The organism is Aureispira sp. CCB-QB1 (assembly GCF_000724545.1).
Taxonomy (GTDB): Bacteria; Bacteroidota; Bacteroidia; order Chitinophagales; family Saprospiraceae; genus Aureispira.
Map to the genome: position 1 here is coordinate 80,286 of NZ_JHBV01000031.1, position 13,384 is coordinate 93,669.

Below are 13,384 nucleotides of genomic sequence, written 5' to 3' on the forward strand. Positions count from 1 at the left end.
TCAGTAAGTTGTGTTTTTGTTGTATTTTGTGTTAAAATTTTGATTATCAAACTAATATAAATGTGCTTTTTTATCTTTTTTGGTAAAAAAAGTAAACAACTAAGCGATAGCGATCTCACGACCGCAGGGAGCTAATCAACGACCACGAAGTAGCAGCGTAGCTAACTACTAATTTTAAACAACTTCATTACTAAAAAAATTACTTCCAAGTTAAAATGCTAAAAAAAGTAGAAGGACTTATTGTTAAAGCTGTGAAATACTCCGAAACGAGTGTTATTTGCGATGCCTATACCGCAGAATTAGGGTTGAGAACTTATATTATCAATGGTGTACGCAAGAAAAACTCCAAAATAAGCCCTGCCTTAGTACAGCCAATGTCATTGGTAGAAATGATCGTATATCACCACGAAGAAAAAGACATTAATCGAATCAAAGAAATCAAACCAAGTTATATTTATCAACAGTTACCTTTTGATGTTGCTAGAGGTGCTATTGGGTTATTTATGGCTGAAGTGGCACAGAAAACGTTGAGAGAACCAGAATCGAATCCATTGTTATTTCAGTTTTTGTTCAATTGTTATCAGACACTAGATCAAACCGAGGCAAAAATTGTCAACTTTCCAGTGTGGTTCTTAGTAAAGCTATCGACTTATTTAGGCTTGTTTTCAGTTGTTAATTCACTGACAGAAGATTGTGTGTTTGATTATTCAGAGGGGCGGATTTTACCAGAAATCCCAGCTGGGCATCATTATTACTTCTCACCTCAAAACACCCATTTGTTAGCAGCATTTTTAGAATTAGACTTTGAGGCAAGTGCTCAATTAGAGTTAAGCAATCAAGATCGACGAGATTTTTTGAGTGATATGTTGCGTTATTATCAGTACCACATCGAAAATTTTGGAGAATTAAATTCCATTTTGGTTCTAAAAACAGTATTTTCTTAGAACAGCAGAACAATGTATTTTACATCATTTTCATAAATGTTTTCATCAACCAATTGGCATCAGAACTAACCAATTTATCAAGTGTTTTATCCGCTTTGGATGCAAACAGTTGTATATCTTTGATAACATTTAGAAACGCTTCTTTGTCAGCACTATTGCCTTCAATATCACTCACATCGTCTAAAACTTTTAGGACAGGTTCCAATTCTTTCTTTTTGCGATGTGTGATAATCTGACGAACAACATTCCACATATCTTTTTCACCAATAAAGTACTCCCTACGTTCACCAGGCTTTAATTCTTTAAACACAAGTCCCCAATCAATCAACGCACGGATATTCATATTAGCATTTCCTCTAGAAATTTTAAGCTTGTCCATAATGTCATCTGCGCAAAGAGGTTCGGCAGATATCAATAAAAGCGCATGCACCTGAGCCATAGTGCGGTTAATCCCCCAATTAGAGCCTAAAGTGCCCCATGCTTGTATAAATCGTTGTTTTGCTTCGTCTAATTCCATGCCTTAAATATACATCAAAAAATTAATTTTCAAAATTTTTTGAAAGTATAATAAGTAGAAGTTCATCAATCGCCAAGTAAATCTAGAGCACATTAAATACTCTATAATGGAAATGTACTTAAGAAAGTGGCATTAAACCATAATTTTGACCTTTTTTTTGAGAATCAAGAAAAACCTTAGCTGTTGTTTGGATCGTTTCTTCCATTGGAATAAAATCATATCCAAAATCTTCTACAATCTTTTCATTATGATAATAGTAAGTAGATTGAGAGGTGCGAGCAGTTTCCCTAGTTAATAGTGGCTGGGTACGAAATAGTTTGGAACGCAACCATTCAGCGCGCCAAAGCAAGTTTACCATCCATGGTGCCGCAGCTTGATTGGGAGCAGGTTGGTCGAGGGCTTGTGCCGTTTGACTAAAAAACTTTTGGTACGACCAGTTAGCACTATTGACAATATAACGTTGCCCTGAAACCGTACTTTCCATAAGCATAATAGCAGCTTTGGCCACATCTCGAACATCAACAAAACCCGTACGACCTTTGGGATAGTATTTGAACCCTTTGGCTACTCGTTGAATTAGCTTACAGGAACCTTGATCCCAATGCCCTGCGCCAATAATGACAGAAGGATTAAGTATGGCGATATTAAGCCCCTCTTGCATTCCTCGCCAGACCTCACACTCTGCTTTGAACTTGCTAATGGCATAATTTGAATTTTCCTTAGAATTTTCCCACTGTGCCTCTTCATTGATATGCGGTTGAAATTCTTTTCTCCCCAAAGCAGCAATAGAACTAATGTGTACAAATTTTTCGATGCCTTTGTAGATCGCTGTATTAACCATATTAGCGGTTCCTTCAACATTGACCTTAAGCATAAAAGCTGCTTCTTGTGGATTAAAAGAAACAACCGCTGCAGCATGATAAACCTGTTGAACCCCCGTCATAGCGCTCTCCAAAAAAGGTGTATCTAAGATATCTCCTTCTAGCCATTCAATTTGATTTTGGATATCTTTAACTAAATCCATCGAACTTGTTTTTCGTTTGATCGCTTTAACTTGATAACCTTTTTGTACTAAGTAGTGTAGAAGATAAGCACCCAAAAAACCTGTTCCTCCTGTAACTAATACGTGTTTGTTTGTCATTGTTCTATATGTTCCTGTACCCAATAGTCTATTATATGTCAATAGTAAGAAATTAACTCAGCTTGATTTTTTAGGAGTTCATTACTCTTTGAATTCAGTTGTTGTGTGGTTCATCTAAGAGGTTAATATTAAACAATTGTTCTCACAATAAAAAAATAATGAGAAAAGCTAATGGCTTTCTTCAAAGAATTCTTATTTTATGACTGTTGTTTTATAATAAAAACGTTAATGAATCGTGCATTTAATATAAAACAAAGCTCCTTTAAAATATGTTCCTTGTTTTGAAAACATTTCGTTTCCTGACAAAGGTGCGGTATTTTGAAAAAGCTTTAAAGAACACAACTAAAAACATTTGTATACAATAGACATGTCTTGTCTTTGTATATCCAATTATTTTGCTTAGCAACAGCACATCATTTGACCAAGAACCCAAACTTAAAACTACTAAAAAAATAATCACTTAATATGGAAATCCGTAATTTTCAAAAGACCAAAGTTTTGGCAACCGTAGGACCTTCTTCTAACAACTACAGTACTTTGTTGGGATTGGTACAAGCAGGAGTAGATGCTTTTCGCTTGAATTTTTCTCATGGAACACATGAAGGTCATTTAAAAGTGTTTGAATACATTCAATACATCAATAAAAAATACAAAACGAACATCTCTATCCTAGCCGACTTGCAAGGTCCAAAACTTCGAGTAGGGGAAATAGAAAATGGTAAAATGCCCTTAAAAAAAGGTGATATTTTGACTTTTGTTAACGAACCTTGTATTGGCAATAGTGAAAAAATTTATATGAGTTACGAGCAATTTGCTCAGGATGTAAAAGTTGGTGAAAAGGTATTGGTGGATGATGGTAATGTGCAGTTATTGGTAAAGGAAACGAATGGCGTCAATGAGGTAAAACTAGAAGTTCTATATGGCGAATTTTTATCTTCTAGAAAAGGTGTGAATTTACCTCAAACCAATGTTAGTCTACCTTCATTAACTGAAAAGGATTTGAGAGATTTGGATTTTATCTTAGACCATGATTTTAACTGGATTGCCTTGTCTTTTGTTCGTTCTCCTAAGGATATTCACGATTTGCGTAAGCGCATTCAAGACAGAAAATCAAGGGTGAAAATTATTGCTAAAATAGAAAAACCTGAGGCAATTGATAACATTGATGATATTATTGATGCCACGGATGGGGTAATGGTAGCTCGGGGCGATTTAGGTGTAGAGGTGCCCATGCAGCGATTGCCTATGCTACAAAAAATGATTGTTGAAAAATGCATCAAAAAGGCAAAACCAGTTATTGTCGCTACTCAGATGATGGATTCAATGATCAAAAATCCAACACCTACCCGTGCCGAAATTATAGATGTTGCCAATGCTGTCATTGATGGTGCGGATGTGGTGATGTTGAGTGGCGAAACAGCAATGGGTATTCACCCCGTAAAGGTTGTAGAGGCAATGAATGATATTATTGCAGAGGCGGAAAAAATGGATAGTATTTATTACAAACACTTGACGCCTTCTGAAAAATCAGATTCTTTCTTGTCGGACGCTATTTGTTATAACTCTTGTCGAATTGCTCGTCAAGTAGATGCTAAATGTATTATTGGTATGACCAAATCGGGCTATACGGCATTTATGGTTTCCAGTTATCGACCTAAACAGAGTATTTTTATCTTTTCATCGGATGAAAATATGTTGAACACCTTGAGTTTGGTATGGGGCATTCGCTGTTTCTATTATGATAAATACACAAGTACAGACGACACGATAAAAGATGTTCAAAATCTCTTGGTAGAAAGTGGGCACCTCAAAACGGGAGATGTTGTTATCAATACAGGCTCAATGCCACTTCATGAACGAAAGAAAACCAATATGCTAAAAGTTTCTGTTATTGAGTAGTTGAGGTGTTATGATGACTTTGTAGCGGGGTGTTTGGAATATGATGTTCCATTTTTTGAAGCCTTCATCGCAGATTTTAAGTAAAAATACAAACAATTTAAAAACCATTTTACTATGAAAAGAGGAGACAAAGGACCTGAAGTTAGAATACTTCAATATAAATTGAGAAAGGTGCTGAACAGAAGCCTTTCTATTGATGGAGATTATGGTCCCTCTACCGAAGCTGCTGTTCGTTTGTTTCAATCTTTATATGATTTGGTGGTAGATGGGCATGCTGGTCCCAAAACCAATGCAAAATTGGATGTCGTTTACAGAGCTATGTTCAATAAAAATTCTGATTTGTTGCATTTTGGCAAACGGCGCTTTGTCGTATTTGTAGATGCAGGGCATGGAGGTATTGATGAAAATGGAAAATACGTTACGCCAGGTAAACGAGCGTATCATAAGGGCGAAAAAATGCACGAACGAGGGCATTACTACGAAGGGTATGAAAATCGTTTGATTGCAGAATCATTTATAGAGGCTTGTACCGATGCAGGAATTATGTGTGTACGCACCTATCATCCTTACAAAGACACTTCTTTGTCTCAACGAACAGAAATTGTTCGTAGTTGGCTGCGTAGAGGTTATTACGGTTATCTGCATTCTTTTCATTCAAACGCTATCTCTAGTAGCAATACGCCTGCTAAGTTGGATGCGACGCGTGGGTTTATGATTTTCAATACGAGAGGTAATAACTTTTCTGATAAAATTGCAACCCAACATTTTGAAAATGTTCAGGCTGCTATAGGAAAAAGTAATTGGAAGTATCGAGCACAGACTAGAGGAGATGGAGATGTTGATTTTGAAGTGAATTTTCAAATTTTGAGAGAAACAGATTTGCAAGAATTCAATTGGTTTGGGGCTATCTTAGAAGAATGGGGCTTCCATACGTCTAAAACAGATGCCAATTTTATTATCAAACCAGAAAATAGAAAGAAACGAGTAGCGGCTAGTCTAAAAACAGCAAAATGGGTGAAAAAGGAATTGAATAAAATTATTAATCCTTGATAAATTACGCAGATGATTACCTCTAAAATAGAGCTGCTTCATACTACTATAGAGCTAGCAATTGAGGCGTTAAAGCCAACTAGTAGCCAACAATTAAGACCTGGAAACTGGAAAATTGTTTACCAAGAAGTAGAAGTGCAAATAGTGGCAGACAATAGTGTCAATCCTGACTTTCCAAGTTTGATTTTATACTTTGTTTTGTTTGAACTTCCAAAAGAAAACAGAGGGGCTTGTTTGGAAGAATTGATGCAGGCACATTTTCATGGATTGAGTAAATATGCCTTGTTCCAAGATTTTTTAATGCAAATAATGGACTTTCCACATACCGATAATTTAACGGTTGATCATATCAAGGAGGCGATAGAGCTTTATACCAAACACATTGCAGCGATGCGTATAGATTTGTACCAGCGCCATTTTGCTGAATAGGCAACCTCAATTAAAACCAAGAAAATATTAGAGTACGTTTAGATGCTATCTTCAGGCTTTTGTGACTTGAACATAGCATCTAAATAGGTTTTTATCAATGAAAAACTAGAAGAACTTGTTGATTGATAGGGTTACTTTTTTCCCAATTGCATAAAGTCTTCAACCTTGGAGGTGTATTTTACTTGTAAATTGCCATTGGTATCGCTGTAAATAAAGTAAGCCTCTAATTCAGGCAGCTCATTTGCCAACTCAAATGCTTTTTCTAAGCCCATAACCATAAATGCTGTTGCAAAAGCATCTGCTGTGGCGCAATTGCTAGCAAAAACAGAAGCACTGAGCAATTGATTTTTTTCAGGATATCCCGTTTTGGGGTTGATGGTATGAGCATATTTCATACCTGTATTTTTGTCTTCATAATAATTCTCATAGTTACCAGAAGTAGCCAGCGATAGATCGTCTAGTTGAACAGCAACTTGTAATTCTTTGGTGGAGCTATTTTCTCTTGGGCTACGAATGCCTGTACGCCAAGGAAAACCACTAATAGTAGTTCCTCTAGCACGAACTTCACCACCTATTTCAACAAAATAATTATCAATTCCTAAGCTCTCTAATAATAAACCCACTTGATCAACAGCATCGCCTTTGGCTATTGCACTAAAGTCTAATTCTAAACCGTCTATATTTTTGGTGAATAACAATTGATTAGTCGCAGCCTTTTGCACTTTTATAGAGTCAAACTGCACCAAACTCAACAAGTTTTTAATGGTAGAAGAATCGGTTTGCGCCACCATCTTTTTTTCCTTGTATCCAAACCCCCAATAATTGACCAAAGGCATAACAGTAGGGTTGAACCACCCATCAGATTGTTGGTATATTTGCTGAGCTAGGGCATAATTTCGAGCAAAATGCCCATCTTGAGCAACGTATAAGGAATCTTTTTCATGGTTGAGAATAGAAATTTCAGAGGTCTTAATATAAGTTGAAACAGCATTGTTAATATCAATCAACAAGTCACTAAGTTGTTGAGAAAAGTCCATTCCTGTACTATCTAAATAGGCAATAGATAAGGTAGTACCCATTGTTTCACCAACAAATTGTTCTTTCTTTAATTTTGATTCTTGCTCTGAGGTTGGATTAGTGGAAAGACAGGCTCCTAATAAACTAGATAGAAGAAATATGAAAAGTAAACGCATGGTGAATGTGTTGATTAAAATGTTAAGACTAAGTAATCGTTCAAAAAAATAACAAAAAATGGGATTATTTTTCTGACCTCTTACTTAATAGGTAGAAAAGGCAGTAGTAAAGTTTTGAGAAATCTTATCTTTTATGATTGTTGGGCTATCATTGCTAAACGAAATGCCATTAAATAAAGCTAAGTAATCCAAACGTAGACGAATGGGGATATTAGCACCATCTTGTGCTGTTACCGCATACGGCAATTCTATTGGAATATAATCAAAAAAGTCAAAGCTTAATTTTGTATTGGTGTTGGGTTGTTCGACCACTATCTTAGCTGTTAGATAATTCATAGACGTAGAATCATACATATATCTGATAGCTGTAGTCGACAAAGGGTGATTGGCTTCACTAACCAACGATGGATTGGTTGCTCGAATGGCATCAGGAATGCCCAACTTAAAACGAATGCGGTCAAAATCTCCTAACTCTGTCCATCCAGCAATGTTATAAGCATATTCTTCTAAGGTGCTGATAAAAAAATTATCTTCCACATAAATGGGGGTACTATTGGCATTAAAAAAGGGAGCTGTTTCAGGAGATTTTATTTCCTCGTTGGTACCCGATTTGACCAAGTGTACTTCCCCCGCCAAAAGGTTCATGGTGCTTAAATAAAAAGGCTCGTTGTTGGCATCATAGAGCCAGTTGCCAAATTTTAGAGTATCATTAGGAAGCGAACTGGCAAAATGTTGCATTTGCAAAATTAACTGGTAATACTGGCAAGCATCATTTTTATCCTCATCGGCTTCGGGATTAAAATTAACAGCTCTCGGGTGCATACATCCATCTACTTTTTTGGTACAAGCAGAAATGCTGATTGCAACGAAAAATAAGAGACACAGAAAAATTTTCATAAATATTATTTTATAGTACTTCTTGGGGTTTTAGTAACCCACTAATTACTTTGAGAATGCTGTGTGTAGATTGCTATTGTTTTACGATTTTGATGGTTCAAGGGTAAATAAATTACAAAAATCAATAAAATCTACAATGATTTCTAGCGTTTCCATAGGCGCTTCAAACATCCCCATATGACCAATGTTTTCTAAAATATGAACACTAGCTATGGAAGGCAAACTCAATTGATTTAAACTATGTTCAGTCGCAATGGCATTATCCAGTGTTCCTACTATAAATAACGTAGGGCAGGCTAGATTGGTTAAGACATCAGTTCGGTCAGAACGATCAATCATGGCATGAGAAGCGGCAATAACGGCATCCGAATGGTGCATACTGGTTTTGTGAATTAATTCCTCTATAAATAGCTTGTTATTGTCAACAAACTTGGGAGGAAATAGGTTGCGGACAAAATGTCCCGCAAAAGGAGCAATACCATGCCGTTCTATAAAACCAATTGTTTTGAGCCTATTTTCTGTTTTAGAAGGAGAATCTTTATAGGGGTGAGAATGAAAGAGTCCCAATCCGATTAATATTTGGGGAGCCTTTTGAGCAATGGATAAACCAACATATCCTCCCATAGAATGCCCAATTAAGACGCATGAGTTTGTTTTCTCTGCACTTAAAACAGCCAGCACGGCATCAGCCATTCCATCAATACTTGTATCCTTCAAAAGATCAGAGTTGCCAAAGCCAGATAAATCAATCGTCAAAATGGTGTATTTTTTTGACAAAAGAGGCACAAAGTCTGCCCACATCGTACTATCTTCGCAAAAGCCATGAAGCAAAACAAGTGTTTGTCCTTGTCCTACTTTTTGGTAAGCAACTTTTGAGTTGTTATAAAAAATATGCATATATATATTGTTGGTTGATTTTTTTTAGTATTATCACAAGTTGATGTTATCAGAAATCAAACTGCTGTTTTTTATCCTGCAAATTGAATGATGATACTAATTATTCGCTAGGAATAATTCTGTACTTGTTTAGCACAAAAAACGACAATATTATTGCTTTTGCGAAAAACTGACAAAAAATTAAATTAATAAGACATGGGATTGCAAAAAATAGCAGCCGTACTTTTCTTATGCTTTTGGTCTGTTATAACCATAGCACAAATAACTTTTCCTAGGAATGGGGTTTATGATGAGCAAGAAGGGCATTATGCCTTTACCAATGCAACTATTTACGTGACACCAGAAAAGAAACTAGAAAAGGCGACATTATTGATCAAAAAGGGAAAAATAGTTGGTGTAGGCACCAACCTAACAATTCCTGTTGATGCCGTAACAATTGATTTGAGAGGAAAGTTTATTTATCCTTCTTTTATTGAGTTATCTAGCAATTACGGTATGCCAAAACCTGTTGGGACAAAATCGAAATCTAGTGCCCCTCAAATGCTTTCTAACAAAGAAGGAGCTTATAGTTGGAACGAGGCATTGAAACCAGAACAAGATGCAACCGCTTTGTTTTCGGTTGATAAAAAAGCTGCTGAAACCCTACGCAAATTAGGCTTTGGGACAGTGTTAACTCATCAGATGGATGGCATGGCACGAGGCACTTCTGCCTTGGTCTTGTTAGGAGAAGAAAATGAACACGATATGATTCTTAAAGGAAAAGCTAGTGCTCATTATTCTTTTTCGAAAGGAACTTCTAAGCAAAATTATCCAAGTTCTAGAATGGGGGCTGTTGCCTTGTTACGACAAACATATTACGATGGAAAATGGTACGCAGAGCGAGAAAGCAACGAATCCTATAATATTTCTCTAGAATATTGGAACAAAATTCAAGATGTACCTCAGTTTTTTGAATTGGGCAATCGGTTGGATTTATTGCGTGCTGATAAATTGGGCGATGAATTTGGAGTGCAATATATTTTTAGAGGTGGTGGCGATGAGTTTTTGCGTTTGGATGCCATCAAAAAAACAAATGGAGCGCTTGTTATTCCAATGCATTTTCCAAAGGCTTATGATGTGAGTGATCCTTACGATGCAGAAGAGGTAAGTCTAACGCAAATGAAATATTGGGAATTGGCACCCACGAACCCTGCGCGATTGGCAGCGGCAGAAATCCCTTTTGCCATAACATCTAGACTGAATAAAGATAAAAAGGATTTTTGGAAACAAGTTCGCAAGGCTTATCAGCATGGTTTATCAGAAAAAGACCTATTAAAAGCTTTGACAACAACACCAGCTAAGTTAATCAGAGCAGATCAATGGGTTGGCACACTGGAACAAGGCAAATTGGCAAATTTTATCATTACTTCTGATAATGTATTGAATGAGAAAGTAGTCTTATATCACAACTGGGTAAAGGGCAAGCCATATATAGTAAAAGATTTAAACGCTGTTGATATTCGAGGAAAATATCAATTATCCATTGATAATAAAACCTTTCAATTAGAAGTAAAAGGAACCGAGGCAGCTCCTGAACTGTACTGGACGAATACAAAGGATACGAGCAAACAACATAAAATTAAACACAACCTAATCAACAATACTATTTCATTTGCTTTTGTTCCAGAGAAAGATACAACAAAGAAAAGTTTAAAAATTTATCGTCTTTCTGGTAAAGCAGAATTAAATAAATGGGCAGGACAAGCGACAAAGTTTGATGGAACATGGATTTCATGGACAGCGACTCGAACAGGATCTGCGCCGTCTGATTCCTCCAAATTACCAGAACTAGTCAATTTAGATGAATTAGGAGAGGTGCTGTATCCTTGGTCTCCTTATGGATACACCAAAGCTAATTTGCCTAAAAAAGAAACAGTTCTAATTAAAAATGTTACGGTTTGGACAGGGGAGAAAAAAGGAAATTTAGAAGCAACTGATGTCTTAATAGAAGATGGAAAAATTGCCAGAATTGGTAAAAAACTATCTATAACAGGAGCAAAAGTAATTGATGGAACAGGAAAGCATTTGACAGCAGGGATTATTGATGAGCATTCACACATTTGTATTAGTTATGGTGTTAACGAAGGAACGCAAGCCAGTTCTGCCGAAGTACGTATTGGAGATGTAATTAATTCGGAAGATGTTAATATGTATCGTCAGTTAGCTGGCGGCGTAACAGGTGCCCAATTATTGCATGGTTCTGCTAATCCAATTGGTGGACAATCGGCAATTATTAAGTTCCGTTGGGGGAGTTTACCAGAGGCAATCAAATACAAAGGAGCAGATGGGTTTATCAAATTTGCTTTGGGAGAAAATGTTAAGCAATCGAATTGGGGACCTCATGCAAGAGTACGTTTCCCCCAAACTCGTATGGGAGTCGAACAAGTATATGAAGATCATTTTACTAGAGCGGCAGAATATGGAGCAGCGATTGCTGCTGGTAAAACCGTTCGCAAAGATTTGGAGCTAGATGCAATTTTAGAAATTATCAACAGCAAGCGTTTTATTTCCTGTCATTCTTATGTACAAAGTGAAATTACAATGTTGATGCGCATCGCAGAAAAGCACAAATTTACTTTAAATACGTTTACACATATCTTAGAAGGGTACAAAATTGCAGACAAAATGAAAGCACATGGAGCAGGAGCTTCTACGTTTTCGGATTGGTGGGCTTACAAATATGAGGTAATTGATGCAATCCCTTACAATGCTAAGATTTTAGATGATATGGGAATTGTGGTTGCAATTAATTCTGATGATGCAGAAATGGGACGCCGCTTGAATCAAGAAGCTGCTAAAGGCGTAAAATATGGTGGAATGTCTGAGACAGCTGCGTGGAATATGGTGACGCACAATCCTGCAAAATTATTGCATCTAGATGATAAAGTAGGTTCTATTAAGGTCGGTAAATCGGCAGATGTTGTTCTTTGGTCGCACAACCCTTTGTCTGTTTATGCTAAAGCAGAAAAGACGTTTGTAGATGGTGTTTGTCTATTCGATAAGCAGAAGGATGAAGAAAAGCGATTAGCGATAAAATTAGAACGCAACCGATTGATTCAGAAAATGTTGAATGCCAAAGAAAAAGGAGTGCCAACACAACCAGCTATTTTTATTCCTAAACAGCATTATCACTGTGGAGATGCAGATTGTAATAAGTTTATAGATTTTAATGTGGATGTAAATGGAACGGAATAGGAGTACCACCGAATTTTTAACAAAAACAAAATCAGATGAACTACTATAGTCTTTTTATCAGTTTTTTATGTATTGGCTTGTCGAATGTTTTTGGACAAAATGTATCGGGAAGTTTTGTACATGATGGTTTGACTCGGAGTTATACGCTTTATATTCCAGCCAATTATACAACGGCAAATGCGCATCCTATTGTTTTTAATTTGCACGGTTATACTTCTAATGGTAATGCGCAAGCAAATTTGACAAAAATGAATGCCATTGCAGATACAGCAGGTTTTATAGTCGCTTATCCCGAAGGAACCTTAGATAATTCTTCTCAACCATATTGGAATGCTGGTTATGGGACAGGGGTTGATGATATAGGGTTTATTGATGCTTTGATTGATACAATAGCAGCTAATTATACGGTTGATTTGCAGCGAGTGTATTCTACAGGGCTGTCAAATGGCGCTATAATGAGCAATACATTGGCTTGTGAGCTAAATCATCGAATTGCGGCAATAGCAGGAGTCGCAGGGACAATGAGTGCAACGCAATATGCAGCCTGTACGCCTGCCAATAAAATTCCAGTTTTGCACATTCATGGAACGTCAGATGCGGTGGTGCCTTATAACGGGAATGGAGCATTAATTGGTGTAAATACCCTAGTAGAACACTGGCGAACACACAATGGTCTCACAACGGCTGTTTCGTCAACGGCTTTTCCAAATACAAATTTATTTGATGGCTCAACAGCAGATAAGAGGCGTTATGAAACAGGATCAAATTATCCTGTACACTTAATTCGAGTCAATAACGGAGGGCATAGTTGGCCAGGTTCAGGGGTAATTGTTAGTGGAAATACCAACATGGATTTTGATGCAAGTGTAGAAATCTGGCAATTTTTTAGCCCGTATCGTTTGATTACTTCGGTGCAGAGTGTGAAAGAGGAGCCTGCTAATTGGTTTCAAATAACAAGTTCAAATCCTGTTGAAAATGAATTGAGTTGGAGTACAACCACAACAGAACCGTATACAATAACAATTTACAATATTTTAGGTAACCCGTTGAAAAGCCAAGTATTTGCAGGGGATAAAACAGGAACGATTCCAACGATGCACTTACCTTCAGGAGCTTATTTAGCAGTTTACAAGACTAATAATAAGGTGCAAACCTTGAAATTTATAAAAGCATAAAACAGACA

11 protein-coding genes are annotated in these 13,384 nt (G+C 36.7%); 6 read left to right on the forward strand and 5 right to left on the reverse strand.

All coding sequences use genetic code 11. The features are described 5' to 3' along the window. Positions 1 to 215: 215 nt before the first annotated feature. Positions 216 to 944, forward strand: a complete 729-nt coding sequence (recO, locus tag CG11_RS16330; RefSeq protein ID WP_052597873.1) for a DNA repair protein RecO — start codon at positions 216 to 218, stop codon at positions 942 to 944. 19 nt (positions 945 to 963) lie between these two features. Here the strand turns inward: recO and CG11_RS16335 are convergent, their stop codons facing one another. Both CG11_RS16335 and CG11_RS16340 read right to left on the reverse strand, forming a co-directional pair. Next, positions 964 to 1,461 (reverse strand): GbsR/MarR family transcriptional regulator, encoded by a 498-nt coding sequence (locus CG11_RS16335; RefSeq protein ID WP_052597874.1) that lies wholly within the window; start codon positions 1,459 to 1,461, stop codon positions 964 to 966. Positions 1,462 to 1,579: 118 nt separating this feature from the next. Next, the gene (locus tag CG11_RS16340; protein ID WP_052597875.1) at positions 1,580 to 2,602 is read right to left on the reverse strand and encodes an NAD-dependent epimerase/dehydratase family protein; all 1,023 of its coding nucleotides are present in this window, start codon (positions 2,600 to 2,602) and stop codon (positions 1,580 to 1,582) included. A gap of 465 nt (positions 2,603 to 3,067) precedes the next feature. On the opposite strand from CG11_RS16340, the gene pyk reads away from it, so the two are divergent. The 3 genes from pyk (at position 3,068) to CG11_RS16355 (ending at position 5,980) form a co-directional block, all read left to right on the forward strand. After that, on the forward strand, positions 3,068 to 4,501 hold the full coding sequence (pyk, locus tag CG11_RS16345; RefSeq protein WP_052597876.1) for a pyruvate kinase: 1,434 nt from the start codon (positions 3,068 to 3,070) through the stop codon (positions 4,499 to 4,501). 114 nt (positions 4,502 to 4,615) lie between these two features. Then, positions 4,616 to 5,551, forward strand: coding sequence for an N-acetylmuramoyl-L-alanine amidase (locus tag CG11_RS16350; RefSeq protein WP_052597877.1), 936 nt, complete (start codon positions 4,616 to 4,618; stop codon positions 5,549 to 5,551). Positions 5,552 to 5,563: 12 nt separating this feature from the next. Beyond that, positions 5,564 to 5,980: a hypothetical protein gene (locus CG11_RS16355; RefSeq protein WP_052597878.1), complete on the forward strand. Its 417-nt coding sequence runs from the start codon at positions 5,564 to 5,566 to the stop codon at positions 5,978 to 5,980. A 131-nt stretch (positions 5,981 to 6,111) separates the two neighbouring features. On the opposite strand, the gene CG11_RS16360 is transcribed toward CG11_RS16355, so the two are convergent. From CG11_RS16360 to CG11_RS16370, 3 genes are all read right to left on the reverse strand, one after another. Next, positions 6,112 to 7,173: an FAD:protein FMN transferase gene (locus CG11_RS16360; RefSeq protein ID WP_052597879.1), complete on the reverse strand. Its 1,062-nt coding sequence runs from the start codon at positions 7,171 to 7,173 to the stop codon at positions 6,112 to 6,114. Between the two features lie 84 nt (positions 7,174 to 7,257). After that, positions 7,258 to 8,070: a hypothetical protein gene (locus tag CG11_RS16365; RefSeq protein ID WP_052597880.1), complete on the reverse strand. Its 813-nt coding sequence runs from the start codon at positions 8,068 to 8,070 to the stop codon at positions 7,258 to 7,260. Positions 8,071 to 8,151: 81 nt separating this feature from the next. Then, positions 8,152 to 8,967, reverse strand: coding sequence for an alpha/beta fold hydrolase (locus tag CG11_RS16370; RefSeq protein WP_052597881.1), 816 nt, complete (start codon positions 8,965 to 8,967; stop codon positions 8,152 to 8,154). A 195-nt stretch (positions 8,968 to 9,162) separates the two neighbouring features. Between CG11_RS16370 and CG11_RS16375 the strand changes: the two genes are divergently transcribed. Together CG11_RS16375 and CG11_RS16380 are read left to right on the forward strand one after the other, a co-directional pair. Then, on the forward strand, positions 9,163 to 12,201 hold the full coding sequence (locus CG11_RS16375) for an amidohydrolase family protein (RefSeq protein WP_052597882.1): 3,039 nt from the start codon (positions 9,163 to 9,165) through the stop codon (positions 12,199 to 12,201). 35 nt (positions 12,202 to 12,236) lie between these two features. Further along, positions 12,237 to 13,376, forward strand: coding sequence for a PHB depolymerase family esterase (locus tag CG11_RS16380; protein WP_052597883.1), 1,140 nt, complete (start codon positions 12,237 to 12,239; stop codon positions 13,374 to 13,376). Positions 13,377 to 13,384 lie beyond the last annotated feature (8 nt).